The organism is Brucella sp. H1_1004 (assembly GCF_047308065.1).
GTDB classification, from domain to species: Bacteria; Pseudomonadota; Alphaproteobacteria; order Rhizobiales; family Rhizobiaceae; genus Brucella; species Brucella pseudogrignonensis_B.
The window spans coordinates 1,638,130-1,664,920 of the sequence record NZ_JAYKZA010000002.1; the positions used below are offsets into that span (position 1 = coordinate 1,638,130).

The following is a 26,791-nucleotide window of genomic DNA, read 5'->3' on the forward strand; positions in this document are numbered from 1 at the left end:
TCATCTGCTTTAGCGCAGGGGCCAGGTGGCCCCGGCGGTGGACAGAGTGGTGGACCGGGTGGGCCCGGCGGTGGATTTGGTGGTGGTCCGCAAGGTGGTCCTGGTGGCAGTGGTTTCAAATTACCGAGCTTTCAGCTCGAGTTACCCGCAACGGCAGCAGCACCAGCAATGCAATCCCCTTCGGGAAACACTGGACCAACGCAGTCTAACAATGCGATTGGCTTGCCGAATTTCCCGGATCCCAAACTGAATTTACCATCAATCAGCCCCTATGCCGACCCGACAAGTCCAGAGAACAATCCGCTGATTAAAACGAGCGAGCTCGATCTGAAGGCTCGTCTCAATCAGGATGGACCGGATATTTCTTCGGGAATCGTTTGGCGCGTATTTGCGCCGGAGGTTGGCGCAGACGGACAACTGGCACTGATTGCATCAGCAAAGGGTGGCAGCACAGTTTTTAACTTGCCGGAAGGCAGTTATCTTGTTCACGCTGCCTATGGGCGCGCTGGTGCGACTAAGCGCATTACACTCAATAAAAATACGCGTCATGAGGTTATGACGCTCGACGCTGGCGGAATGAAACTGAGCGCCGTTTTACCCGACGAGGGCAAAATCAAAAGTGATCTCGTGCGTTTCTCAATTTATGCCGATGAAGACAACAGCGACCGTTCGCTCATCGTGCCAGATGTAAAGCCAGACACGATCATCCGGTTGAATAGCGGCACCTATCACGTTGTTTCCAACTATGGCACAGCGAATGCCATTATCCGTGCAGATATTCGTGTGGAAGCAGGCAAGCTGACAGAAGCGACGGTTCAGCATCGGGCAGCCGAGGTCGTTCTTAAGCTTGTGGCGAAAAAAGGCGGCGAAGCCCTCGCCGACACTTCATGGTCGATCCTAAATGCCTCTGGCGACGTTGTTCGTGAAAGTGCTGGTGCTTATTCATCCATGGTTTTGATCGAGGGCGACTATGTTGCCGTCGCAAAAAACAAGGATCGTATTTATCAGCGCGATTTCAAAGTCACCTCTGGCGCCAATGAAGAAGTTGAGGTGATCGCAAACCGCGAATCCGAAGCGCTGACGGACGATGATGCCGCGCAAGACTAATTAAATTATATCTGAAATGAAAAGGCCCGCTTTAAGCGGGCCTTTTGCTATTATGCATTGCGCAGACGCAGCAAATCTGGCGGCGTTGCTTCCTCTATGAGACGCGCAATTGCCTGATCCAGTGTCATCGATTCCTGATCGCGTGACCCCAGACGACGCATATTGACCGTCTTTTCTTCCGCTTCACGCATACCGCAAACGAGAATGACCGGAACCTTCTGAACCGAATGCTCACGGACCTTGTAGTTGATCTTCTCGTTGCGAACGTCAGTCACGACCTGCAAGCCAGCAGCCTTAAGCTTAGCTGCAACTTCAGCAGCATAACCGTCAGCGTCGGATGTAATGGTTGCTACAACGACCTGAATTGGCGCGAACCAAAGCGGCATATGACCAGCAAAGTTTTCGATCAGAATCCCGAGGAAACGTTCCATCGAACCGCAGATTGCGCGATGGATCATAACCGGCTGAGTCTTTTCCGAATTGCTATCGATATAGAATGCGCCGAAACGCTCCGGTAGGTTGAAGTCAACCTGAGTTGTTCCGCACTGCCATTCACGACCGATCGCGTCTTTCAGCGTATATTCGAACTTCGGACCGTAGAAGGCACCTTCGCCCGGCAAAATGCCGGTCTTGATGTCGTCCGACTGTTCCTTGATCTGCTCAAGAACCGTCATCATCACGCTTTCGGCGCGATCCCACAATTCGTCCGAACCGACGCGCTTTTCAGGGCGTGTCGAGAGCTTGATCGTGATCTCCTTGAAGCCGAAATCCTTGTAGACCGACAAGATAAGATCGTTGATACGCAGGCATTCCGCAGCCATCTGTTCTTCGGTGCAGAACACATGCGCGTCGTCCTGTGTGAAGCCGCGAACGCGCATCAGACCATGCAGAGCACCCGAAGGTTCATAACGATGCACATTACCAAATTCTGCAAGCTTTATAGGCAGATCGCGATAAGACTTAAGGCCATGCTTAAATATCTGAACGTGACCCGGGCAATTCATTGGCTTTAGTGCAAACACGCGGTCATCGTCGGTATCATCACCGGCAACTGTGACCTTGAACATGTTGTCGCGATACCAACCCCAATGGCCAGATGTTTCCCAGAGCGACTTGTCGAGCACCTGTGGCGCATTGACTTCCTGATAGCCATGGCTATCAAGACGACGACGCATATAGGCCACAAGCGTCTGGAACATGCGCCAGCCCTTGGCGTGCCAGAACACAACGCCCGGACCTTCTTCCTGAAAATGGAACAGGTCCATTTCACGACCCAAACGGCGGTGATCGCGCTTCTCAGCTTCTTCAAGCATATGGAGATAAGCATTGAGATCTGCATCATTGGCAAATGCTGTTCCGTAAATGCGGGTCAGCATTGGATTGTTTGAATCGCCGCGCCAATAAGCGCCAGCAACCTTCATCAACTTGAATGAATTGCCGATCTGACCTGTGGACGCCATATGCGGGCCACGGCAAAGATCGAACCATTCGCCCTGATTGTAGATCTTGAGATCCTGACCTTCAGCGATCGCATCAACGAGTTCGACCTTATAGCTCTCGCCCTTATCGGCAAAAACCTGCTTGGCCTTTTCGCGTGACCAGATCTGCTTGGTGAACGGCTTGTTGCGCTGAATGATTTCGCGCATTTTCTTTTCGATCACCGGCAGATCATCGGGTGTGAACGGTTCATTACGCGCAAAGTCGTAATAAAAACCATTCTCGATAACCGGACCAATTGTAACCTGTGTGCCCGGGAAAAGCTCCTGCACGGCTTCTGCAAGAACGTGTGCCGTATCATGACGGATCAATTCAAGCGCGCGCGGGTCTTCGCGGGTCAGAATTTCAATTGCACCGGAAGCGCCAAGCGGATCAGACAGATCGCGCACGGTGCCATCTACGGCGTAAGCCACGGCTTTTTTGGCAAGTGATTTGGAGATTGATTCAGCTAACTCGAAACCGGTTGTTGCGGCATCATATTCGCGCACCGATCCATCGGGAAACTGCATGGAAACATTCGACATCGTATTGTCCTTATCCAGTCCCGCCAACGATTGCGGGTGGTTAGTCATGAAACGATCCTGCTTTGAATTGGCAGAACCATCTATATGTTGCTTGCACAACAGGAAATGAAGACCGGCTAATAATCTTTTTTGGCCATTACGTAAAGCAAAAGCACCGTGGCAAACTGCATCACGGTGCTTTCAGGACGTCTCAAATCTGGATGAAATCAGTTGCGAATAGCCAAACACGGAACACCCTGCAATTTGAGCTGGGTACAGGTCCTTTGCGCAGCATCTGAATCTTTAAAGCCGGTAAAGCGAACGCGATAAAGCTTGCGACCACGCGGCGCGGTCGAAATCTCAGCTTTGGTGCCCGGCACCAACCGGTCTACGACTGGCAAATATTTCGCCTGCAACTCGTCCGCACCTTTGCGCGATGGCGTCATACCGACCTGAACACGCCATGGTGACGCTGCAGGATTAACCAGAAAACCACCATCGCCCTGCTCTATCTTGGAATCATCTATCATATCCGAGACGGCATCTTCTTTTGGCTCAGGCGTCTTAATCTGCGTGACGATAGGTAGAGCATTTTCAATTGGCGCAGCAAAGGCGGTCAACTCACGTCCTGCAAACCCGGCACCTTCTGTGCCAAAGCGCGTGAGGAGCTTCGACATGCGATCATCGCGCTCACGTGACGATCCGGCTCCGAGAACAACGCCAACAAGATGCTTGTTATTGATGATTGCAGATGAAACCAGATTATAGCCCGAGACATCGGTATATCCGGTCTTAATGCCGTCAACGCCTTGATAACGATACATCAGATTGTTATGGCCGTTAAATGGACGGCCTTTATATTCAAACGAACGCTGTGAAAATAACGCATATTCCTGAGGAAAATCACGGCGAAGCGACATTCCAAGCACCGCCATATCGCGGGCAGTTGTCAGCTGTGGCAAATGCCCTGTCAAACCCGATGGATTGACGAAATAAGTGCTTTTCATACCAAGATTTCGGGCTTTCTGCGTCATCAAACGACCGAAACCTGCTTCCGAACCGCCAAGATACTCGCCCATAACTGTCGCTGCATCATTGGCCGATACGATGATCATGCCATTGATAGCGTCACGAACAGAAATCGTCTCACCGGGCTTAAGATAAAGCTTCATGCGGACTTTCGCCGAAGCATTCTTTGTCACCGGCATTTCGTCGTCCCAATGGATACGACCTGTCTTCAACGCTTCAAATGCCAGATACAGCGTCATCATTTTGGCCAGCGATGCTGGCGCGTGTTGCTCAGTTGCTCCGTCCTGCCCCACCACTACACCCGTATCCGCATCAAATACGACCCAAGAAACATTGGCCATGGCGCTGGTTGCACAGAAAACACTGGCAGAAAGCGCAACACCGGCAACAAGCTGGGCGATGCGGGAAGACGATTTATGCATGATGGCTCGCAAGACTAGAAAACACGATGCAAATGCAGCTGAAATGCGGCGTCAAAAAGACGTTGGTTAAAACTGATTTGCGTTTCCTGATAAAACAGAATTATCATTAACGAATTCTAATCAACGCGAAATTCATCAACAGATTTTATTAAAGAAATTAATTTTTCGGTGACGAAACGCGCCAATAGCGCCATGGCAAATACCACTTGAAATAAGGGGCTAATTCTCTCGGCACTGGATCAAAGCCGTGGGTACCCATTGGTCCACAACGCATGATCCGGAAAAGCCCCATCCAGCTCCCACTCCACAAGCCATATCGTGCTACAGATTCGTAGGTATATTCAGAACAGGTTGGCATATGGCGGCACGAATTGCCGATGAAGGAGGAAAGTGTGAGCTGATATAATCGTATCAAACTCGTACCAAGCACCCTGCCCGGCGTTTTGCGCCATGGATCGGTGAAGTTGCGGGTCTGGCGCTTTTTGCGCGTCTCGACATCACCCGTGTGATCTTGCCCGCAACCACACATCACGCGACTTGCACCTTTTCTTCGATTTGGCGAATGCAATCGACAACAGCATCAAATGTCAGAAGCGTCGAAGCGTGACGCGCCTTATATTCGCACACTGGCGCAAAATATTTTAAATCCTCAAATCGGCCTTCCGGTGCAGGACCGTTTTCCTTCAGCATTGCATACATTGAATCGCGTACTGCCCGTAATTCTTCGGACGTACAGCCAATAACATGCCGTGCCATAACCGACGATGACGCCTGCCCCAATGCGCAGGCTTTTACCTCATGCGCAAAGTCAGTAACTACGCCATCATGCATCTTAAGATAGACCGTGAGGGTGGAACCGCACAATTTTGAGTGAACGGTCGCAACGGCATCCGGGTCAGCAATGCGGCCAAGCTTTTCAATATTCCCTGCAAATTCAAGGATACGTTTATTATAAACATCGTCGATCATTGAGACGAACCTTCTGCCTTGCCGGATAAATACGTAAAATTGTCGCCCGGTTACGGTTTGAAGTTGCATTTTGCGCTCTATATAATAGGCAAGTCGCGACTGCACCATGGTCAGATTATCACATGGTTATGAAGTCGCATAAATTCCTGTCCGGCAACTTGGTGTTGTCGGATCAATACACCGCACGCTCAGACCTCTCATAACTGAGCGCATCGTTGTATTGTCCGTTTAACTCGTCTCCTCTTTGAAGGAGGCTACTGGAGAATAACGATGGACGCGCGCATCAAAAAAATCCGTGACGAATCTATTGTATCAGCACAATTGCAAAAGCCAACGCAGGCTGAAGCAGAGGCCGCTGTGCGCACCCTCCTTCTCTGGGCAGGAGATAATCCTGATCGTGAAGGTTTGCTCGATACGCCAAAGCGTGTAGCGAAGTCCTATAGTGAGCTTTTTGGCGGTTATGCCGAAAGCCCTGAAGAGGTGCTTGGCACCACCTTTGAAGAAGTATCCGGCTATGACGATATGGTGCTGGTGAAGGATATTTCTTTCTTCTCACATTGCGAACACCATATGGTGCCGATCATTGGGAAGGCACATGTCGCTTATCTGCCAGATGGAAAAGTGCTTGGTCTGTCTAAAATTGCCCGTGTTGTTGATATTTTTGCGCGTCGCCTGCAAACGCAGGAAAGCATTACGGCTCAGATCGCTGACAGCATTCAGCGTATATTGAAGCCACGCGGCGTTGCCGTATTGATTGACGCTGAACATATGTGCATGGCGATGCGTGGCATTCGTAAACAAGGGGCAAGCACGATTACCACGACCTTTACCGGCGATTATAAGACAGACGTAAACGAACAGGTTCGTTTCATGACTCTTATTCGTAAGTAAGTATATTATCAGGCGCAAAAATGAGTAGTTTTCCAGCACAACCTTCCGACAAGAAGGCAATTGAAGAAGGCGCGGTTTTCATGCCGCGCTTTGACGCTTCCGGCCTTATCACGGCGGTCGTCACTGACGCGCAAGATGGCGAGTTGCTCATGGTCGCTCATATGAACGACGAAGCGTTGCGCCTGACGCTTGAAACTGGCATCGCGCATTATTGGTCGCGCTCGCGATCCAAGCTTTGGAAGAAAGGCGAAACGTCTGGCAATCTTCAAAGCGTTATTGAACTGCGTACTGATTGCGATCAGGACGCGTTGTGGCTGAAAGTCCGCGTAGCTGGCGATGGCCCAACCTGTCACACGGGTCGCCGCTCGTGTTTTTACCGACAGGTTCAGTCCGAAAATGGTCAGGTTAGCCTTTCAATTGCGGGCTCCTGCGATCACGACCACTAGAGCGCGCCCAGAAAACCATTTCGCACCTTTCGTAATGCGCTTTAATTTTTCCGAGCTGTTATTTTTAACATTTATTGTTTCGCTACAGTGTTTTGATAAACTCGCCGAAACAAGAGGTGTTGATCGATATGTTCCCTTGGGGTCAAAAGCGTAAAGCAGCCAGTTCGCAGCCTTCGAACATCGAAGGTGCCGAAATTGCCAAGCCTCAAGCCCGACCTGAGCCACGACGAATCGCACTCGCATTAGGCGGCGGCGCGGCGCGCGGCTGGGCTCATATCGGCGTGCTTCGCGCTCTTGATGAAGCGGGTATCGAAATCGAAATGATCGCCGGTACATCAATCGGCGCACTGGTTGGTGGTTGCTATCTTGCAGGCAAGCTCGATCAGCTGGAAGAGTTTGCACGTAGCTTAACACGACGGCGCATGTTCAATCTTCTGGACATAACCTTGCGCGGCAGCGGACTTTTCGGTGGCATGAAGCTTGATAGTCGTATGCGCGAACACCTTGATGGTCTGCGTCTCGAAGATCTCGACCGGCCTTTTGTTTCCGTCTGCACCGAATTGCGCACAGGTCATGAAATCTGGCTCTCTACAGGCCCGCTGGTCGAAGCCATGCGCGCATCCTATGCCTTGCCCGGTATATTCGAGCCAGTTCGCTGGCAGGAACGCATTCTTGTTGATGGAACCCTCGTCAATCCTGTGCCCGTCTCTGTCTGTCGCGCTTACGAGCAGCGGTTGGTGTTGGCCGTCAACCTGCATTACGATCAGTTCGGACGTGCTGCAGTCATCAAACATGCGCAATCGCATCCAGATACGTTAAGCGAGATGATTCATGGCGGAAACGAAGGCCGCCTTGGTATTACTGGCGTTATGATGGAAGCTTTCAACATCATTCAGGACCGCATTTCCCGCGCCCGTATGGCTGGCGATCCACCTGATGTCTCCTTGATGCCAACTGTTGGACAAATCGGCCTTGCGGACTTTCACCGCGCCTCGGAAGCAATCGATATTGGTTATGCAGAAACGATGAAACGATTGGAAGATATCAGGCGCCTACAGAGCATAAGTGCTTAATAACGCGATATTTCAAAAAAGATTGAAACTAACTAAAGAATAAGCTTGTGCCTCTCTGATCGATTTGCTAGACGGCTCATCGCTGACAGTGTTCAGCTTCTACCACACAGTGCGGTCGTGGCGGAATTGGTAGACGCGCAGCGTTGAGGTCGCTGTGGGGCAACCCGTGGAAGTTCGAGTCTTCTCGACCGCACCATTCTCTTCCAAAATATTTTATCTGCTCTTGTTGAAGCTTTGCTATCTGGTTTACTTCAGATGATGCGAAGCTTTTTGCATTTTAAAATCATGTATTTAAGAGTTTTATGAATTAATTTCATTCAATTGTTATGAACTTGAAGAATGGCCTTGTGCAGTCGAAATTGTTTTGCTAAATGCCCTCTCGCTGACATTGTTCAGCTTCTACCACACAGTGCGGTCGTGGCGGAATTGGTAGACGCGCAGCGTTGAGGTCGCTGTGGGGCAACCCGTGGAAGTTCGAGTCTTCTCGACCGCACCATCCTATTCAAAAATAATAGTTTGTTTAGCGCTTTTTTCAGCTGCATCAAACCATCTCAACTACCTAAACAAAACCCCGCCTAAAGCGGGGTTTTCTATTATTTATCGATGCTATGTTCACCCAGTTTTGGCGAGCGCTTATCCAATTTCAGTTCGGCGTCCGAGAATCGGATTGGCGTACGCAAGCCCGGAACACCATCGGGATCGATTCTCATCTGGCGCGCGATGAATTGCGGATCAGCAAACACGTCTTCAACCGTGTTGATCGGCCCGGCGGGCACCCCTGCCTTAGCAAGCGCTTCCAGAATATCATCCCGTAACCATTGCGTTGTACGCTCTTCAAGCATTGCCGTCAGTGCATCACGATTGGCGACGCGCGATGCATTGGTGAGGAAGCGCGAATCGCGCGCAAGTTCACCGATTCCCAGCAAAGCCGTCAGTTTTGCAAACTGCCCGTCATTGCCACAGGCGATAATGAAATAACCGTCCGATACAGGCAGCGTCTGATAAGGGGCGATATTGGGATGCGCATTGCCCATACGCTTGGGCGAAACGCCGGATGCCAGATAATTCATCGCCTGATTGGCAAGAACCGCTGACATGCAATCAAACAGCGCCATATCGATATGCTGACTCTTGCCCGTGCGCTCACGCATGATGAGAGCTGACTGGATAGCGATGACGCTGTACAGCCCAGTAAAAATGTCTGCGAAAGCCACACCAATTTTCTGCGGTTGCCCGTCCGGCTCGCCAGTCAGATCCATGATGCCGCCCATGCCCTGGATCATGAAATCATAACCCGCACGTTGTGCATAAGGCCCGGTGTGACCAAACCCCGTGATTGAGCAATAAATCAGCCGCGGATTGATTGCTTTCAGGCTTTCATAGTCGAGGCCGTATTTATCAAGACCTCCGAGCTTGAAATTCTCAATCACCACATCCGCATCGGCAACCAGCTTGCGCACAAGCTCCCTGCCCTCATCAGAGCGAAAATCAGCAATAATCGATTGCTTGCCACGATTACAGGCGTGGAAATAGGCTGCCGACTTTTCGCCTTCAACCTCGATAAATGGCGGCCCCCATGTGCGGGTGTCGTCACCTTCAGGGCTTTCGACCTTGATGACGTTGGCACCAAGGTCGGACAGTGTCTGTCCGACCCATGGACCTGCCAGAATGCGGGCCAGCTCAATGACTTTAAGACCCGCAAGCGGTGTATTCTGCATTTCTCAAAACCTTTCCGGCGATCAGAAGAAGGCCTGAATTCCGGTCTGCGCACGTCCGAGAATCAGCGCATGAACATCATGCGTACCCTCATAGGTGTTGACGGTTTCAAGATTCTGAGCGTGGCGCATGACGTGATATTCGATCTGAATACCGTTGCCGCCATGCATGTCGCGAGCCTGACGCGCAATATCGAGCGCCTTGCCGCAATTGTTGCGCTTAACGATGGAAATCATTTCGGGCGCCATTTTGCCTTCGTCAAACAGACGGCCAACGCGAAGCGATGCCTGCAAGCCGAGCGTAATTTCAGTCAGCATATCGGCAAGCTTTTTCTGATAAAGCTGCGTTCCAGCCAGCGGCTTGTCGAACTGCTTGCGATCGAGACCATACTGACGCGCGCGGAACCAGCAATCCTCTGCCGCGCCCAGCACACCCCATGAAATTCCATAGCGCGCACGGTTGAGACACCCGAACGGACCCTTAAGGCCCGATACATTCGGCAACAATGCATCTTCCGATACTTCCACGCCATCCATAACGATTTCGCCAGTGATCGACGCACGCAACGAAAGCTTTCCGTCAATCTTGGGGGCAGAAAGACCCTTCATGCCCTTTTCAAGCACAAAACCACGGATCGCACCGTCATGGGCAGTCGACTTGGCCCAGACCACGAAAACGTCGGCAATCGGCGAATTGGAAATCCACATTTTTGAACCGCTGATGCGATAGCCGCCATCGATCTTGTCGGCGCGGGTTTTCATGCCAGCAGGATCGGAACCGGCATCAGGCTCAGTGAGACCAAAGCAACCGATCAATTCGCCGGAAACCAGACCCGGCAGATATTTTTTGCGCTGTTCGTCCGAGCCATAAGCATAGATTGGATACATGACGAGCGACGACTGAACGCTCATCATCGAACGATAGCCGGAATCGATGCGCTCGACTTCGCGTGCCACCAGACCATAGGAAACATAGCCAGCATTGGCTGCGCCGTATTCTTCGGGAAGCGTTACACCAAGAAGGCCAGCCTGCCCCATCAGCCGAAACAGGTCCGGATCAGTCGTTTCATCAAGATAAGCTTTTTCAATGCGCGGCAGCAGAACATCGCTCGCAAAAGCCTGCGCCGAGTCGCGGATCATCCGCTCGTCTTCGGTCAGCTGCTCATCAAGCAGAAATGGATCTTCCCAGTTAAATGCGGCACGCGACATGAATAATCTCCTCAAATTCAGGTGCCCAAATGTCACCGGAAAAGCGGAATCATGCAATGAACGTTTACTCATCGATCTATTCCGTTTAGTAATAGATGATGACATCACTATCGAGACGCCTGCTTCCTTCGACAAGCGCGCTTGCTGCCTTTGACGCAGTGGCGCGACACGAGAGCTTTTCGAGTGCGGCGGAAGAGCTGTCTCTGACGCAAGGGGCTGTCAGCCGTCAAATAGCAGCATTGGAAGAACAGCTTGGCGCTGCTCTGTTTGACCGCACCAGCCGCCATGTTTTGCTGACCGATGCCGGACGTGCCTATCTGAGTGGGATAAGCCCTGCCCTTGCCTCTATTCGCGCGGCCTCATTGCAAGTCATGTCGCAAATGCGTGGGACAACGCTCAATCTTGCATTTCTACCGACCTTCGGCACCCGCTGGCTGATCCCGAGAATCCCGCGTTTCGTCGCGCAATATCCGGATATTATTCTGAATTTTGCCACCCGCATTGGCCAGTTCGACTTTGAACGCGAGGGCCTTGATGCGGCAATCCATATTGGCCAACCGGACTGGCCGAATGCCGATTGCACATTTCTGATGGAGGAAACGGTTGCGCCTGTTTGCAGTCCAGCTTTTCTGAAACAGCACGCCATCACCGAGCCGAATGACCTGTTGCGCCTGCCGCTTTTCAACATGGCATCACGCCCTGGAGCATGGAGCCACTGGTTCAAAAGCCTCGACATTGCAGCACCGGTTGCGGGCGGAATGCGCTTTGAGCAGTTTTCAAATGTTTCTCAGGCTTGTGTCGCAGGCCTTGGGATTGCACTGATGCCGCTATTTTTGATCAGTGCCGAAATTGAAAGCGGGCAGCTTGTCGTGGCCTATCAGCACACAATCAAAAGCCCGAGCAGCTATTACTTTGTGACACCGCAGGCGCGTGCAAACACGCCTGCGGTCAAAGCTTTTCGCGATTGGCTTCTTACTGAGGTCAATCGCGAGTTCGATCCTCACGCCATCGAGTTGCTGACGATCTCATAAGAGCGAAGACGCTTCTGATGGTCATAGATCATGCCCGTCACCATCAATTCGTCCGCACCAGTGCGTTCGGCAAATTCGCGAATGCCCTTGTCGACGGTTTCAGGGCCGCCCACCACACGACATGAGAGCATCTGGCGAACGAGTGCCTGTGCGGAAGGATCAAGCTGCTCCTGATAGCCCACAACGGGCGCTGGCAACTTGCCCGGACGGCCGCTGCGCAAGTTCACAAATGCCTGCAATTGCGACGTGAACAGATGATGTGCTTCTTCATCGGTATCCGCTGCAATGACATTAAGCCCAAGCATGACATAAGGCTTCTGCAGATATTCGGACGGCTCAAATCGTTCGCGATAAAGCTCTACAGCGCGTTCCATGTCAGCCGGTGCAAAATGGGAGGCGAAGCCATAAGGCAGTCCCAGCATCGCGGCCAGTTGCGCACCAAACAGGCTCGAACCGAGAATCCAGACAGGGACATTCAGTCCCGCGCCCGGCACAGCCTGAACGCGCTGTGCGGGATCGGCGGGCTTGAAATAATTGAGAAGCTCTACGACATCGCGCGGAAAATCATTGGCGCTGCTTTCAAGATTCCGGCGAAGCGCATGTGCCGTCAGCTGATCGGTGCCGGGCGCACGACCAAGGCCCAGATCGATACGCCCCGGAAACAACGAAGCCAGTGTGCCGAACTGTTCGGCGATTACCAATGGCGAATGGTTCGGCAACATGATGCCGCCTGCACCAACGCGAATGGTGGACGTGCCCGCTGCCACATGGCCGATAACGACTGAGGTAGCCGCACTGGCAATACCGGGCATGTTGTGATGCTCGGCCAACCAATAGCGTGTGAAGCCCAGTTTTTCGGCCTGCTGAGCAAGCTCCAGCGTATTGCGTAGAGACTGTCCGGCATCGCTGCCTTCAGGGACGGGTGAAAGATCGAGTACGGATAAAGGTATCATACCTGCTCATATGGTGTGGAACGGCTGGAATGCAACAAAGCGTAATCCGACCAGAGTGGAACGAGGATCGACAAGATTATGCTGGAAAAAAATCAGAGCGCCGATCCGATAAAATCAAATCGAACAGCGCTCGACTCCCAACAAAAAGGGCGACCCACATGTGGCCGCCCTTAAACTGTTTATTCAATACAAGTTTCAGTGATGAGAAGCAGGGTTTGGCTGCGAACCATCCTCATGCTCTGGAATAAACTCACCGACCACGTCTTTTTCGGCGATGAACGTATAAAACATCGGAACCACAAACAGCGTGAAGATCGTACCGATGGTGATGCCAGTGAAGATCACCAGACCCATTGAATAACGGGCAGCAGCACCCGCGCCGCTAGCAAGAATCAGTGGCACAACACCAAGCGCCATAGCAGCCGTGGTCATCAAGATCGGGCGAAGCCGCGTTTCAGCAGCTAGGATAATCGCCTCACGACGCGAATGCCCATGCAAACGCCGTTGCTGATTGGCGAACTCCACCATCAGAATTCCATGCTTGGTTATCAACCCCACCAGCGTGATCATGCCAACCTGCGTGTAGATATTGATCGTACCCAACCCAAGATTAAGCGGAACAATAGCGCCGAAGATCGAAAGCGGAACCGACATCATGATGATGAAAGGATCGCGAAAGCTTTCAAACTGCGCTGCCAACACAAGATAAATCACAACAACGGCAAGGCCGAATGCAATTAGAATCGTATTGCCCTGCTCGACTTCCAGACGTGACTGGCCGGAATAATCCAGGAAGAAGCCTTCCGGCATTTTCGAACGTGTCAAATCAACAAGTGTTTGCAGGCCTTGTCCCGTCGTTACCCCCGGCAGAGGCAAAGCGGAAATTGTTGCAGAATTTAGCTGATTAAACTGCTCAATTGCTGCCGGAGCACCAGCCTGTGTAATCTTAATAAGAGCCGAAAGCGGCACCATTTCACCTGAAAGGCTGCGAACATAGAAGTCGCCCAGCTTTTCCGGGTTTGAACGATATTCATCTGGTACCTGTGTGATGATATCGTAACTGTTTGAATCGCGGTCAAACTTAGCAACCGAAGCACCACCCGTCAGAAGCCCAAGCGTCGAACCAATGTCGCTGACCTGAACGCCCAGTGTCGCTGCGCGATCACGATCAATTGAAATTCGCGTTTGCGGTGAATTAAAAGATAGCGAATTCTGGACCACAATATACTGACCAGTTGCCTGCGCTTCGTTCTTAATTTGCTCTGCAAGTTCAAAAACCTGATTGGCAGGGCCAGTCGATTGAAGAGCAATCGAAATCGGCAAGCCACCACCTGTACCCGGCAAGGAAGGAGGCGCAAAGATGAAGGACTGAACACCAGCCACTTTCGTGAGGCGCTCGGTCAGCTCCTGCTGAATTTGCTTTTGTGTGCGACTACGATCGTTCCAGTCATTGAGAACCCATAGCGCAATACCAGAATTGGTACCGCCATCCATACCGACAATCTGGAATCGCGTTTTAAGATCAGGTGTATCTTTCGTCAGCTCATCAATTTCCCGCGCATACAAATCTGTATAGGCGGACGTCGCATATTGTGGCGCATTTATAAGGGCAAACAGCGCACCCGAATCTTCTTCTGGAGCCAGCTCGCTTGATGTCTTCAAAAAGAGAAATCCGGTAAGTGCCACAAGTGCAGCAACAATCAGGAGCGTTACCGGCCGGTAATTGAGAGATCCGGAAACCAGACGATGGTAGAATTTTTCAAGTTTGCCAAACGTCTTATCGATGAACTTTTGAAACCGTGTTGCCTCACCATGTTTGAGCAATCGAGCGCACATCATCGGCGATACTGTGAGAGCAGCAATGCCGGAAATGATAACTGCGCCCGCAAGCGTAAATGCAAACTCCCGGAACAGCGAGCCAGTCAAACCACCCGTGAAACCGAGTGGTGCAAACACCGCAGCCAACGTGATCGTCATCGCAATAATGGAACCGGTAATTTCCTTCATACCTTTGAAGGCGGCATCCATCGGACGCAGTCCCTCTTCAATATGCCGGTGGATATTCTCAAGCACCACGATCGCATCATCGACCACCAGACCAATCGCCAGAACCATCGCGAGCAGCGAAAGAAGATTGATCGAAAAGCCCAGAATATAGAGGAAGAAACAAACCCCAATCAGTGAAATCGGAATGGTAACGATTGGAATAAGAACCGACCGGAACGATCCAAGGAACACGATGATAACCAAAATAACGATAGCAACAGCTTCGCCAATGGTTGTGAAAACTTCGTTGATCGACGAACTAATTTGCTCGGTTGCATCATACACCAGAACAATCGTCATACCTTCCGGCAACGAGCTCTGAATTGATGGCAATTCCTTGCGCACTGCGTTTGCCATATCAATTGGATTGGCGGCAGGCGTTGGAGATACACCTAAGAACGTGCCCGCAGAACCATTGAAAGAGACAATCGTGTCAGTGCTTTCAGCACCAAGTTCAACGCGTGCAACATCGCGCAATCTTACGATTTCATCACCAGAAGACTTAACCGGCATAGCACCGAAAGCCTCAGGCGTTTGCAACGTCGATTCAAGTGTAATCGAAGAAGCCACATACTCGTTTTTCGTCTTTCCAGGGGCTGAAAGGAAGTTAGACGCCTTGATTGCAGCCAACACTTCGGACGCTGTTATCTGTCGCGCAGCAAGTTGAATAGGATCAAGCCAGATACGCATCGAATAGACCTGACCACCGAGAATTGCGGCACTTGCCACACCCTGAATTGTGGACATGCGCGGCTGGATAACCCGTTCTAGATATTCGGTGATCTGCTCATTGGTCATATTCGGATTCTGAGCTGCGAGATACATCGTCGCAAAGCTCTGGCCCGTACCTTTGGAAATCACCGGATCATCAGATTCATCTGGCAACTTACCGCGAACCTGATTGACCTTGGCGATAACTTCCGTAAGTGCCGCGTCGGGATTTGCACCCAGCTTCATCTGAACCGTAACGGTGCTGGACGATGGGCGGCTCGATGAGGTTACATAATCAATGTTTTCGGTCGTCGCGACTGCTTCCGCGATTGGAGCGGTGATAAAGCCTTGAATAAGCTCGGCGCTCGCGCCTGCATAAGTCGTCGAAACCGTGATGACGGTTTCGTCTACCTTCGGATATTCACGCACTGAAAGCTGAGCAATCCCCTGTAACCCCAGAAGAATGATCATAAGCGCGACAACAGTGGCAAGTACGGGGCGCCGGATGAAGATATCTGAAAAGCTCATCTCTCGCGCCTATTTCTTATCTGCTGCTGGGATCGGGTTCACAGCATTGTCGATTTTGACCGACATGCCAGCAGAAAGCCTGTTCTGACCAGCTGTGATAATAACATCGCCGTCTTTAACACCACTGATGATTTCTACAACCTCACCAAAACGGCGTCCAAGTTTAACGAACACCTGCTGAGCGGTCAGATTGTCACCGTCGTCGGATTTCTCGTCTTCCTTCTTTTCGGCAGGGCGAACGGCAAAAACATAATCACCGTAAAGGCTGGTTACGATTGTCGTCTGTGGCAAAGTAATGATGTTATCTTCTGTTGGCAGTTCAACACGAACCTGTAGAAACTGGCCGGGCGTCAACTTATGGTTCGGGTTTTCAACCTCAGCACGCACAGAAACCAGACGTGTTGACGGATCGATTTTAGGATCAATACCCGTAATTACACCTGAAAAATCAAGAGCGGCCATGCTCTGGCCCATCTTGATTGTCTGACCCAATTTGATCATCGGCAGCGACAATTCAGGGATTGTGAAATCAACCCGCATTGTATCGACCTGCTGCAGTGTCGCAATCACTGTGCCCGGCGTGAGATACTGACCAAGATCGACCTTGTTGATACCGATAATGCCGGAAAACGGCGCAACAACAAATTTCTGATCAAGAACGGCTTGCGCTTTTACAACTGCAGCCTTGTTGGCACTTGCGGTCGCTTCGGTGGTGTCTGCATCGGATACTGTACCGAAACCGCTCTTACGCAGACTCTGTGCACGCTTAAGGTTCTGATCGGCGAGAACAGACTGAGCTTCCGCCGCTGCAACATCTGCTTTCTCGATGCTGTTTTCCATTTCAAGCAGCAAATCACCCTGCTTAACGTCCTGATTGGCCTTAAATGCTATCTTTTGAACGATACCATTGAGCTGGACAGTCAAGTCTACGCCGTTTTTTGCATTTGCAGTTCCGATTGCCTCAATACCGGGCGTCCAACTTGAAGGTGAGACTGTAATGGTCGAAACAGTCTGCGCCGGCTGTTTCATGTTCGCAAAATAGTCCTTAATGGCTTTCTCCCTGAACAGGTTGAAGCCAACGAGCCCCCCCACGACGATCACGAGAAAGATTATTGCCAGAATAAGGCGTTTGATCATTGCGGCTGCACTCCAGGGCGGCTCAAGCGCGTTTCTGCCTCAGCAAAAAATCGCGCGTATTTTACTTGAATGTTTGGATCAAATAACTGTACCGTCTAGACGGTATTGTCAACTATTGAACTGTCAGGAGCCTCACAGAATTGTCCACGAAGAAGAAGGTCTCTTCGCGCGAACGTATCCTTAAAGCGGCTGTTGAACTCGCTCAGGAAGTCGGCCCCGCACATATTTCACTCGACGCAGTGGCTGCTCGTGCAGGGCTTTCAAAAGGTGGATTGCTCTATTCTTTTCCGACCAAAGCCAAACTTTTGGAAGGCGTGGTCGAAGAATATATGAAGGTGCATGAACACGCGATGGAGGTTCAGGAGAAACTTCAAAGTGGCGGAAAGAATCAAGTTGCGCGTGCGTTTTTTGATGTTTTTCGCGTTCAGGCAGATGATGAACCACCAGCAAGCGGTATTCTGGCTGCTCTGGTCGAAAACCCGGATTTTATGATCCCGGTCAGACATTACCACCGCGCGCTGCTCGACCGCATGCTCGAAGATGCGTCGGATCGTAATCTTGTGTTGATTACCTATCTGGCGGTTTCCGGCCTCGAATGTGGTCGGCTGCTTGATTGCGATATTGTCAGTGACGAAGAGCGACATTCATTGATTTGCCGATTAGAAACGCTTCTCGAAGCTGGCTAATCGCTTCGTATAAAAAACGCGCCTCAGAAGGCGCGTTTTTTATAGATTAAAGAGCGGGGATGTCGCCCCTCTCCCATCCGGCTGTCGTTTCAGCCGCGAAATCCTCAAAACGGCCTTCGGCAATCGCTGCACGAATGCCCTGCATGAGATACTGGTAATAGGCCAGATTGTTCCAAGTCAGCAGCATTCCGCCCAGCGCTTCACCGGATTTGACCAGATGATGCAAATAAGCGCGGCTGTAATCACGCGTTGCCGGGCAGTTTGATTCTGGATCAAGCGGACGATGATCATCGGCATGACGCGCATTGCGCAGGTTCACCTTGCCAAAGCGTGTGAACGCCAGACCATGACGACCGGCACGCGTTGGCATCACGCAATCAAACATGTCGATGCCACGAGCAACCGATTTCAAAATATCATCCGGCGTACCAACGCCCATGAGATAGCGTGGCTTTTCCGCAGGCAGGATCGGGCAAACGACTTCAAGCATATCGAGCATAACACTCTGCGGCTCACCAACGGCCAGACCACCAACGGAATAGCCTTTGAGATCCATAGCTTTCAGCGCTTCTGCCGAGCGTTCACGCAGACGCGCATTGTCACCGCCCTGCACGATGCCAAACATCGCCTTCCCTGGCTGTGTTCCGAAGGCAACCTTGCAGCGTTCAGCCCAGCGCAACGACATTTCCATGGCGCGCTCGGTGTTCTTTTCAGGCGATGGCAGCGCCACGCATTCATCAAGCTGCATCTGAATATCGCTATCAAGCAGCCCCTGAATTTCAATAGAGCGCTCGGGTGTCATTTCATAGGCTTTGCCATCGATATGCGAACGGAAAGTCACGCCTGTTTCATCGATCTTGCGCAATTGCGCGAGCGACATAACCTGGAAACCACCGGAATCTGTAAGGATCGGGCCTTTCCAACCACCAAACTCGTGCAGACCACCAAGACGAGCCACACGTTCCGCACCGGGGCGCAGCATCAGATGATACGTATTGCCGAGAATAATATCGGCTCCAAGATCCCTCACCTGATCCATATACATGGCTTTGACGGTTCCGGCTGTGCCAACTGGCATGAAGGCGGGTGTGCGCACCACGCCGCGTGGCATGGAGATTTCGCCCTGACGCGCTGCGCCATCACGCGCAAGCACTTTGAATTCAAAATTTTCGCTGGTCATGCCGTGTCTCTAAATAATTTTGACTGAAAAGGAAACCGTTTCGGCTAACCTCGTTCGAGCAAGCTTGAATCTCCATAGGAATAGAAGCGATAGCCTGTCTCAATTGCGCGCTTATAAGCTTCATGCATGACCTCGAAACCACTGAAGGCCGAAACAAGCATAAACAATGTTGAGCGTGGCAGATGGAAATTGGTCATCAGCAGATCAACAGCCCGGAATTTATAGCCCGGCGTGATGAAAATATCGGTCGGGCCTGCCCATGAGCGAATGATACCGTCTTCGCCGGCAGCACTCTCAATGAGGCGCAGCGATGTGGTACCAACGCATATCACGCGACCGCCACGTGCATGAACGGCATTGAGCGCATCAGCCGTTTCCTTTGAGACATAACCAATCTCCGAATGCATCTTGTGGTCTGTCGTATCGTCGGCTTTGACGGGCAAAAATGTGCCAGCCCCCACATGAAGCGTCACGAAATGCTCTTCAATGCCGCGTTCGCGGATTTTTGCGAGCAGTTCCGGCGTGAAGTGCAGACCAGCCGTTGGCGCCGCAACAGCGCCCTCTTCCCGAGCATAAACCGTCTGATAATCGCTGCGGTCGCGCTCATCTTCAGCGCGCTTGGATGCAATATAAGGCGGCAAAGGAATATGGCCTACGGCAGCAATGGCTTCATCAAGAGCTGCGCCATAAAGGTCAAACACCAGCAGCACTTCGCCTGCATCGCCTTTTTCCGCAACGGTTGCATCAAGCGTGCCCGTAAAGCAGCTTGAACCGGAGTGACCAAAACGAATGCGGTCGCCTTCTTTAACGCGCTTGGCAGGACGCAGGAATGCTTTCCAGCGATCAGCGCCAGTGCGCATGTGAAGCGTCGCACTCACTTGCGAAATATTGCCTTCGCGATCGCGCATGCCTTCAAGCTGCGCGGGAATAACTTTTGTATCGTTGAAAACGAGCGCATCACCCGGCTGTAACAGATCAGGCAACTCAAACACCTGTCGATCTTCAAAAGGCTGACCGGGACGAACACGCAACAGCTTGGCATGGTCACGCGGCTCTGCTGGGCGCAAAGCAATGCTCTTATCCGGCAAATCGAAATCGAAAAGATCAACACGCATTGTAAAACCTCAAACCAAGAGCGGCCCCGGCGAAACCGGAGCCGCTATATTTCTATAGAAACGACAGAATTAGATGTCAGCAGCGATGCGTGCAGTGACGATCATGTCTGGATCGGTAACAGGTTCACCACGCTTAATCTGGTCAACGTTTTCCATGCCTTCGATAACCTGACCCCAAACGGAGTACTGGCGGTCAAGGAATGAAGCATCGCCAAAGCAGATAAAGAACTGGGAGTTAGCCGAATTCGGGTTCTGTGCACGCGCCATCGAAGCTGTACCGCGCTTATGCGAAACGTTCGAGAACTCAGCCTTCAGATCAGGCTTGTCCGAACCGCCCATGCCAGCGCGCGAGCCGTTGAAATGTGCGCCGCCGGTCTTGCCGAACTTGACGTCACCGGTCTGTGCCATAAAGCCGTCGATCACGCGGTGGAACACAACGCCGTCATAAGCGCCTTCGCGTGCCAGTTCTTTGATGCGTTCAACGTGGCCAGGAGCCAGTTCGTTAAAGAGTTCGATAACAACATTGCCCTTGGTGGTTTCAAGAACGAGTGTATTTTCCGGGTCTTTATAAGCCATCGGGCCTCTCCTATTGAGCGTATCCGCAAAAGTTTAAATGATTTTTGGGACAGGGATACGCGTTGAATCTATTTTTATTTAGTGATCGTGGCTTTGACGATTTTGTCAGGGTTTTCAACCGAACCATTGTCGGATTCGCTACCCTTTTTGATCTTATCAACCACGTCCATGCCACTGACAACCTTGCCAACGACAGTGTACTGGCCGTTCAGGAATGCGCCATCATTGAACATAATGAAGAACTGCGAGTTGGCCGAATCTGGCGACTGACTGCGAGCCATACCAACCGTACCGCGAACGAATGGTTCCTTAGAAAACTCAGCCGGAATGTTCGGCATGTCCGAACCGCCGGTGCCAACGCGCGAAGCGTTATAGCCCTTATCAACGTTACCAAACTTCACATCACCAGTCTGCGCCATAAAGCCCGGAATCACGCGATGGAATGCAACGCCATCATAAGCGCCTTCCTTTACCAGCTTTTCAATCTGGGCAACGTGCTTTGGCGCAAGGTTCGGCGCGAGTTCAATAGCAACATTGCCGTCCTTGAGCTGCAAATTGAGGGTGTCAGCAGCAAAAGCCGCTCCCTGAGAAAGTGCAACAATGGTGGCAGCGGCGAAAGCCGAACGAATAAAGGACATAATCGAGAAACTCCCTGAATCAGGATTTGAATTTTGCTTCCAGAGCGGAAGCAACAGAGGCGGGAACGAAGGGCTTTATATCGCCACCCATTGAGGCAATCTGGCGAACCAATGTGGCAGTAATTGTGCGCACAGCCGGATCAGCGGGCAGAAAGACGGTTTGCAATTCCGGTGCCATAGTTCCGTTCATGCCTGCCATCTGCATTTCATAGTCGAGATCAGTACCATCGCGCAGACCACGAACCATCAGCTTGGCGCCATGTTCGCGCGCAGCATCAATCACAAGCGCATCAAACGATATCACAGAAACGCGCTTTGCATCTTTGCCAAGCAAAGCCTCCGCACTGGCATTGATAAGCGCGACGCGGTCTTCAAAGCTGAACAGCGGCTTTTTACCGGGATGCACGCCAATCGCGACAATAACCTTGTCGGCAAGGCAAAGCGCGCCTTTGAGCACATTCATATGGCCGTTTGTGACCGGGTCGAAAGAACCCGCATAAATCGCGATCGTCATTTCTTCCAGCTAGCCTTTTCTCATCAGATTTTCAACAACAACCACAATTGAAAGAAATCAGAAACCAAGAAAACAAATTGAATGAGCAATGAAACACGATTTCACGTGGTATTCACAACCAGTTTACCAGCATGGACGCAGGTTCGGTGCAACCTTTTTGCTTCTCAAGCGTATCTATAATGAAAGGATACAGCGATGATGATATTTCTTCTGGCATTATCCATGATGGTAGCAATGGCTGCATCGGCAATTATTCTGCTTCTGGAAGAGAATGAAGCAAAGCGTAACCGAGTTCGTCCCGCAGCATTCAGTTTGAGTACCATGCGTAAATTGCGTTCACATTAATTGCTTATTTTAAAGATCGTCAGTTCCCTCCAGTCCTGACATCTCAAAAAGGCCGATGGCTTCCGCCATCGGCCTTTTCTATTGCAGAAATGTCCCTCATCGAGACTTTTTCTTATTCTTCGCCGCCAGCTACAGGCGCTTCACCTTCAGAAGCTAAACCCTCAGCTTCCACAGTGCCATTCTCTTCATCGCTTTCGGTTTCCGAAATGCGCTCGACCGAAACGACCTTTTCGCCGTCAGCCGTATTGAAGATTGTGACACCCATTGTAGAACGTCCGGCGATGCGAATGCCACCAACCGGAACGCGGATCAACTGACCTTTGTCGGAAACCAACAAAATCTGATCGCTTGCTTCGACTGGGAACAGAGCAACCAGCTTACCAATTTCTTCGGTCTTGGAGGTATCCGTTGCACGAATGCCCTTACCGCCACGACCAGAAACACGGAACTCATAGGACGAAGAGCGCTTGCCGTAGCCATATTCACTAACGGTTAGAACGGTCTGCTCGCGGGCTTTCAGTTCCTGATAGCGTTCATCATTGAGTTCAGCTTCGTTTTCAACGTCTTCGCCAACAACAACAATGTCGTCTGCATCGTCGGCACCCTGCGCGCGACGCTCTGCAATCGAACGCTTGAGATAGGCAGCACGTTCGGGTGCATCCGCATCGACGTGATGCAGAATTGCCATCGAAATAACCTTGTCGCCGTCTGCGAGGTTAATACCGCGCACACCAATCGAGTTACGACCAGCAAAGACGCGAACATCCGTGACAGGGAAGCGAATGCACTGGCCACCGGCGCAAGTCAGAAGTACGTCGTCGAATTCCGTACAGGTATCGACCGAGAGGATTTCATCGCCCTCGTCTTCGAGCTTCATCGCGATCTTACCGTTACGGTTGACCTGAACGAAGTCCGAAAGCTTGTTACGGCGCACCGTGCCGCGCGTGGTCGAGAACATAACGTCTAGGTTTGCCCAGGATTCTTCATCCTCTGGCAGCGGCATGATCGTGGTAATGCGCTCACCCTGCTGCAAGGGCAGCATATTAATAAGCGCCTTGCCGCGCGATTGCGGATTACCGACTGGCAGACGCCAGACTTTTTCTTTGTAAACGATGCCGCGCGAAGAGAAGAACAGCACCGGCGTATGCGTATTGGCAACAAACAGACGAGTTACGAAATCCTCGTCCTTCGTAGCCATACCGGAGCGGCCCTTACCGCCGCGACGCTGCGCACGATACGTCGCAAGTGGTACACGCTTGATGTAACCCGCATGGCTGACGGTGACGACCATGTCTTCGCGAGCGATGAGGTCTTCATCGTCCATTTCAGCGCCGCCGAGACCAAACTCGGTACGGCGTGGCGTGGCAAACTCGTCACGAACGGCAATCATCTCTTCTTTGACGATTGTCATCACGCGAATGCGCGAGCCAAGAATATCGAGATAATCGCGAATTTCTTCGCCGATCTTATTCAGCTCATCCGCAACTTCATCGCGACCAAGTGCAGTCAAACGCTGCAAGCGCAATTCAAGAATCGCACGTGCCTGCTCTTCAGACAGATTATAGGTATTGTCTGCATTGATCGCATGACGTGGATCATCGATCAGGCGAATGAGTGGCGCGACATCGGCTGCAGGCCAGCGACGTTCCATCAACTGCTCGCGCGCGGTTGCCGGATCTGGCGCACGACGAATGAGCGCGATGATCTCGTCAATATTGGCAACAGCAATGGCCAGACCAACCAATACATGCGCGCGGTCGCGTGCTTTGTTGAGAAGGAACTTGGTACGGCGTGTGACGACTTCCTCACGGAAGGCCACGAATGCACGCAGCATATCGAGCAAAACCATCTGCTCTGGCTTGCCGCCATTCAGTGCAACCATGTTGCAACCAAACGAAGTCTGCAAAGGCGTGTAACGATAAAGCTGGTTCAGCACGACATCTGCAACCGCATCGCGTTTAAGCTCGACCACAACGCGATAACCGTCGCGGTCGGATTCGTCGCGCAGATCGGAAATGCCTTCGATACGCTTGTCGCGCACCAGTTCAGCCATTTTTTCGATCATCGAAGCCTTGTTCACCTGATAAGGAATCTCGGTAATAACAATGGCTTCACGGTCGCCGCGCATTGGCTCAATCGCCACGCGACCACGCATAATCACAGAACCACGACCCGTGCTGTATGCCGAGTTGATGCCCGCGCGTCCAAGGATGATACCTCCGGTCGGAAAATCCGGGCCGGGAATGATTTCCATGATTTCTTCCAGCTCAATAGCTGGGTTTTCGATGAGCGCTACGCAACCATCGATGACTTCGCCAAGATTATGCGGCGGAATATTGGTGGCCATACCCACCGCAATACCGCCCGAACCATTGACGAGAAGATTTGGGAAGCGCGCCGGCAGAACCATTGGTTCGCGCTCGCGACCATCATAGTTATCCTGGAAATCAACGGTGTCCTTGTCGATATCCGACAGAAGTGATTCCGTGACCTTTTCCAGACGGCATTCAGTATAACGCATTGCCGCTGGCGGATCGCCATCGATCGAACCAAAATTGCCCTGCCCGTCCACGAGCGGATCGCGCAGCGAAAAGTCCTGCGCCATACGCACGAGGGCGTCATAAATTGATGCATCGCCATGCGGATGGTATTTACCCATCACTTCACCGATCACACCTGCCGATTTACGGTAGGGGCGATTGTAAGCGAGGCTCATCTCGTTCATGGCGTGGAGAATACGGCGATGCACTGGCTTCAAGCCGTCGCGCACATCGGGCAGCGCGCGACTCACGATAACGCTCATCGCGTAATCGAGATAGGAGCGCTGCATCTCCTCAATAATAGAGATCGGCTCAATACCTGTCGGGCCGCTCGGGCCGCCATTCATATCTTCGGAACCGGGTGGTGGCGTTAGATCTGACACTATTCAGATATCTTTCTCAACAGAATCGATAAAGTCACTTTATAGAACAAAACAGCACAAAAGGCCAATTTGGTGACCATTTCACTGAGCGAAATTTCCTCGCCTTATCAATACCTTGAAAGATATTCACATAAACATCGCGCAATGATGTTGTGTGAGGACACGCTTTGCGTCGACCATACGTCATTGATCGGCTACAATCCGTTACACAAATCAAACAATAATTGCCAATAAAAGGGGCGCGATTAGCATGGGGTTCTACGATACGGTTTTCAGTGCCTTCGTCACCCTGCTCGTCACCATTGATCCGCCCGGCCTTGCGCCGCTGTTTCTGGCACTCACTCCCGGTATGGATCGCAGCCATCGCAGTCAGGTTGCACTGCGTGCTTCTATAATTGGCTTCATTGTCATGGCGCTCTTTGCGATTGCTGGCGCGCAGATACTCGGCATGTTTGGCATCAGCATCGGTGCGTTCCGCGTCGCAGGTGGCCTGCTTCTGTTCTGGATCGCTTTCGAGATGATTTTCGAAAAGCGAACCGAGCGGAAGGAAAAAAGCGCCGAAGTTGCCATTACCAAGGACCACATCCGTAATATCGCGGCATTCCCGCTGGCCATTCCGCTGATCGCGGGCCCCGGTGCGATCTCAGCAATAGTGTTGACGTCCGATTCTTTTAACGGCATCGGTCCGCGCGCTGCCTTGCTTGGCGTGATCGCTGTATGTTTGCTTATTACCTATGTCGTGTTGCTGCTTGCAGAACGCGTCGACCGGTTTCTGGGTGAAACAGGCCGCTCTATTCTCACACGTCTTCTCGGCGTTATCCTTGCAGCACTTGCAGTTCAGTTTGTAGCAGACGGCGTAAGGTCGCTAATTAATAGCTAGATCATAAAAGCAGTCAACCCGTATTCAAATATAGAAAAAACAATCTCAGAAAAGAAAAAAGTTTCGTTAGGATATTAATTTAAATAATTGACTTAGATATATTTTTTAGATTTCTTATAAAAATATCCTTAGCAATAGTGACATCTCCCGAATTATCGATGATTAAAACATCGTCAGCACCGTCATCAAAGTAGACCTCACGGGAAAGTCGTTTGATAATTTCTTCCCGGCTCTCGCGACCGCGGGCAGTCAACCGCTCTGCCAAGACCTCTGGCTTAGCAGAAATGACAACTATGCACCGTACGGCGTAAAGACTGCGGATTTCACCCAACACGCTGCGGGAGACATTGGCAATGACCACGGCACCTTTTGCAATTTCATGGTTGAGAGATTTTGGCAGACCATAGCTTAACCCATGCGCCTGCCAATGAAGAGCAAAAGCACCATCGTCAGCAGCCTTCGAAAAAGCCTCTTCGCTGAGACTGTCATGATATTCCGTGCCCGGCACTTGCAAACGGGTAATTGTGCGGCGAACGAAATGAAATTTTGGATCAGCAGCGAGTGCTGCACGCGCTGCGTCCATGATTGTGTCTTTACCGGCGCCGCTGGGGCCGACAACGGCCACAAAGCAACCTTTTGGAGCCGAGCTCCGACAAACATCTCTCAT

Annotated in this window: 24 protein-coding genes and 2 tRNA genes; 10 read left to right on the plus strand and 16 right to left on the minus strand. The window is 51.5% G+C overall.

Going from position 1 to position 26,791, the window contains the following annotated elements:
* Positions 1 to 168 precede the first annotated feature (168 nt).
* Complete coding sequence (locus tag U2P60_RS15315) at positions 169 to 1,107, plus strand: hypothetical protein (RefSeq protein ID WP_409558641.1); 939 nt, start codon at positions 169 to 171, stop codon at positions 1,105 to 1,107.
* A 50-nt stretch (positions 1,108 to 1,157) separates the two neighbouring features.
* Here U2P60_RS15315 and thrS read toward each other — a convergent pair whose 3' ends face one another.
* The 4 genes from thrS to U2P60_RS15335 form a co-directional block, all read right to left on the minus strand.
* Positions 1,158 to 3,128 carry a threonine--tRNA ligase gene (gene thrS / locus U2P60_RS15320; protein WP_413573818.1) on the minus strand — a complete coding sequence of 657 codons (1,971 nt, stop codon included), beginning with the start codon at positions 3,126 to 3,128 and terminating at the stop codon, positions 1,158 to 1,160.
* A gap of 206 nt (positions 3,129 to 3,334) precedes the next feature.
* Complete coding sequence (locus U2P60_RS15325; RefSeq protein WP_413573260.1) at positions 3,335 to 4,558, minus strand: D-alanyl-D-alanine carboxypeptidase; 1,224 nt, start codon at positions 4,556 to 4,558, stop codon at positions 3,335 to 3,337.
* A gap of 157 nt (positions 4,559 to 4,715) precedes the next feature.
* Complete coding sequence (yidD, locus tag U2P60_RS15330; RefSeq protein WP_413573819.1) at positions 4,716 to 5,087, minus strand: membrane protein insertion efficiency factor YidD; 372 nt, start codon at positions 5,085 to 5,087, stop codon at positions 4,716 to 4,718.
* Positions 5,087 to 5,527 (minus strand): iron-sulfur cluster assembly scaffold protein, encoded by a 441-nt coding sequence (locus U2P60_RS15335; protein WP_413573261.1) that lies wholly within the window; start codon positions 5,525 to 5,527, stop codon positions 5,087 to 5,089. Before U2P60_RS15335 ends, yidD begins: the two co-directional genes overlap by 1 nt.
* A 270-nt stretch (positions 5,528 to 5,797) precedes the next feature.
* Between U2P60_RS15335 and folE the strand changes: the two genes are divergently transcribed.
* From folE to U2P60_RS15360, 5 genes are all read left to right on the plus strand, one after another.
* A complete protein-coding gene (folE, locus tag U2P60_RS15340; RefSeq protein WP_313826527.1) occupies positions 5,798 to 6,418 on the plus strand; it encodes a GTP cyclohydrolase I FolE in 621 nt (206 codons plus the stop codon).
* A gap of 20 nt (positions 6,419 to 6,438) precedes the next feature.
* Positions 6,439 to 6,864: a phosphoribosyl-AMP cyclohydrolase gene (gene hisI / locus U2P60_RS15345; protein WP_413573262.1), complete on the plus strand. Its 426-nt coding sequence runs from the start codon at positions 6,439 to 6,441 to the stop codon at positions 6,862 to 6,864.
* A 128-nt stretch (positions 6,865 to 6,992) separates the two neighbouring features.
* The gene (locus U2P60_RS15350) at positions 6,993 to 7,937 is read left to right on the plus strand and encodes a patatin-like phospholipase family protein (protein WP_413573263.1); all 945 of its coding nucleotides are present in this window, start codon (positions 6,993 to 6,995) and stop codon (positions 7,935 to 7,937) included.
* Positions 7,938 to 8,048: 111 nt separating this feature from the next.
* Positions 8,049 to 8,133, plus strand: a tRNA-Leu gene (locus U2P60_RS15355).
* A 215-nt stretch (positions 8,134 to 8,348) separates the two neighbouring features.
* A tRNA-Leu gene (locus U2P60_RS15360) sits at positions 8,349 to 8,433 on the plus strand.
* Between the two features lie 97 nt (positions 8,434 to 8,530).
* Here U2P60_RS15360 and U2P60_RS15365 read toward each other — a convergent pair.
* Entirely contained in the window at positions 8,531 to 9,655 is a 1,125-nt protein-coding gene (locus U2P60_RS15365; protein ID WP_313826530.1) for a CaiB/BaiF CoA-transferase family protein, read from the minus strand.
* A 21-nt stretch (positions 9,656 to 9,676) separates the two neighbouring features.
* On the minus strand, positions 9,677 to 10,861 hold the full coding sequence (locus tag U2P60_RS15370; RefSeq protein WP_413573264.1) for an acyl-CoA dehydrogenase: 1,185 nt from the start codon (positions 10,859 to 10,861) through the stop codon (positions 9,677 to 9,679).
* Between the two features lie 98 nt (positions 10,862 to 10,959).
* On the opposite strand from U2P60_RS15370, the gene U2P60_RS15375 reads away from it, so the two are divergent.
* Positions 10,960 to 11,892: a LysR family transcriptional regulator gene (locus tag U2P60_RS15375; protein ID WP_413573265.1), complete on the plus strand. Its 933-nt coding sequence runs from the start codon at positions 10,960 to 10,962 to the stop codon at positions 11,890 to 11,892.
* Here the strand turns inward: U2P60_RS15375 and U2P60_RS15380 are convergent.
* The 3 genes from U2P60_RS15380 to U2P60_RS15390 form a co-directional block, all read right to left on the minus strand.
* Positions 11,862 to 12,845, minus strand: coding sequence for an LLM class flavin-dependent oxidoreductase (locus U2P60_RS15380; protein ID WP_113160095.1), 984 nt, complete (start codon positions 12,843 to 12,845; stop codon positions 11,862 to 11,864). The two genes, U2P60_RS15375 and U2P60_RS15380, sit on opposite strands and share 31 nt — an antisense overlap.
* A 195-nt stretch (positions 12,846 to 13,040) precedes the next feature.
* Complete coding sequence (locus tag U2P60_RS15385) at positions 13,041 to 16,130, minus strand: efflux RND transporter permease subunit (RefSeq protein WP_413573266.1); 3,090 nt, start codon at positions 16,128 to 16,130, stop codon at positions 13,041 to 13,043.
* A gap of 9 nt (positions 16,131 to 16,139) precedes the next feature.
* Positions 16,140 to 17,267, minus strand: coding sequence for an efflux RND transporter periplasmic adaptor subunit (locus tag U2P60_RS15390; protein WP_413573267.1), 1,128 nt, complete (start codon positions 17,265 to 17,267; stop codon positions 16,140 to 16,142).
* Positions 17,268 to 17,407: 140 nt separating this feature from the next.
* On the opposite strand from U2P60_RS15390, the gene U2P60_RS15395 reads away from it, so the two are divergent.
* A complete protein-coding gene (locus U2P60_RS15395) occupies positions 17,408 to 17,953 on the plus strand; it encodes a TetR/AcrR family transcriptional regulator (protein WP_313826535.1) in 546 nt (181 codons plus the stop codon).
* A gap of 46 nt (positions 17,954 to 17,999) precedes the next feature.
* Here U2P60_RS15395 and tgt read toward each other — a convergent pair whose 3' ends face one another.
* The 5 genes from tgt to coaD form a co-directional block, all read right to left on the minus strand.
* The gene (gene tgt, locus U2P60_RS15400; RefSeq protein ID WP_413573268.1) at positions 18,000 to 19,133 is read right to left on the minus strand and encodes a tRNA guanosine(34) transglycosylase Tgt; all 1,134 of its coding nucleotides are present in this window, start codon (positions 19,131 to 19,133) and stop codon (positions 18,000 to 18,002) included.
* A gap of 44 nt (positions 19,134 to 19,177) precedes the next feature.
* The gene (queA, locus tag U2P60_RS15405; RefSeq protein ID WP_413573269.1) at positions 19,178 to 20,248 is read right to left on the minus strand and encodes a tRNA preQ1(34) S-adenosylmethionine ribosyltransferase-isomerase QueA; all 1,071 of its coding nucleotides are present in this window, start codon (positions 20,246 to 20,248) and stop codon (positions 19,178 to 19,180) included.
* Positions 20,249 to 20,317: 69 nt separating this feature from the next.
* Positions 20,318 to 20,824 (minus strand): peptidylprolyl isomerase, encoded by a 507-nt coding sequence (locus U2P60_RS15410; RefSeq protein ID WP_250039827.1) that lies wholly within the window; start codon positions 20,822 to 20,824, stop codon positions 20,318 to 20,320.
* Positions 20,825 to 20,898: 74 nt separating this feature from the next.
* Positions 20,899 to 21,462, minus strand: a complete 564-nt coding sequence (locus tag U2P60_RS15415) for a peptidylprolyl isomerase (RefSeq protein ID WP_413573270.1) — start codon at positions 21,460 to 21,462, stop codon at positions 20,899 to 20,901.
* Between the two features lie 19 nt (positions 21,463 to 21,481).
* A complete protein-coding gene (gene coaD, locus U2P60_RS15420; protein WP_413573271.1) occupies positions 21,482 to 21,976 on the minus strand; it encodes a pantetheine-phosphate adenylyltransferase in 495 nt (164 codons plus the stop codon).
* Between the two features lie 195 nt (positions 21,977 to 22,171).
* Here coaD and U2P60_RS15425 point away from each other — a divergent pair, with 195 nt between their 5' ends.
* Positions 22,172 to 22,321 carry a hypothetical protein gene (locus tag U2P60_RS15425; RefSeq protein WP_250039823.1) on the plus strand — a complete coding sequence of 50 codons (150 nt, stop codon included), beginning with the start codon at positions 22,172 to 22,174 and terminating at the stop codon, positions 22,319 to 22,321.
* Between the two features lie 112 nt (positions 22,322 to 22,433).
* Here the strand turns inward: U2P60_RS15425 and gyrA are convergent, their stop codons facing one another.
* Positions 22,434 to 25,208, minus strand: a complete 2,775-nt coding sequence (gyrA, locus tag U2P60_RS15430) for a DNA gyrase subunit A (protein ID WP_413573821.1) — start codon at positions 25,206 to 25,208, stop codon at positions 22,434 to 22,436.
* 286 nt (positions 25,209 to 25,494) lie between these two features.
* Between gyrA and U2P60_RS15435 the strand changes: the two genes are divergently transcribed.
* On the plus strand, positions 25,495 to 26,124 hold the full coding sequence (locus U2P60_RS15435; protein ID WP_313826541.1) for a MarC family protein: 630 nt from the start codon (positions 25,495 to 25,497) through the stop codon (positions 26,122 to 26,124).
* Positions 26,125 to 26,203: 79 nt separating this feature from the next.
* Here the strand turns inward: U2P60_RS15435 and phnN are convergent, their stop codons facing one another.
* On the minus strand, positions 26,204 to 26,791 hold the full coding sequence (gene phnN / locus U2P60_RS15440; RefSeq protein ID WP_413573823.1) for a phosphonate metabolism protein/1,5-bisphosphokinase (PRPP-forming) PhnN: 588 nt from the start codon (positions 26,789 to 26,791) through the stop codon (positions 26,204 to 26,206).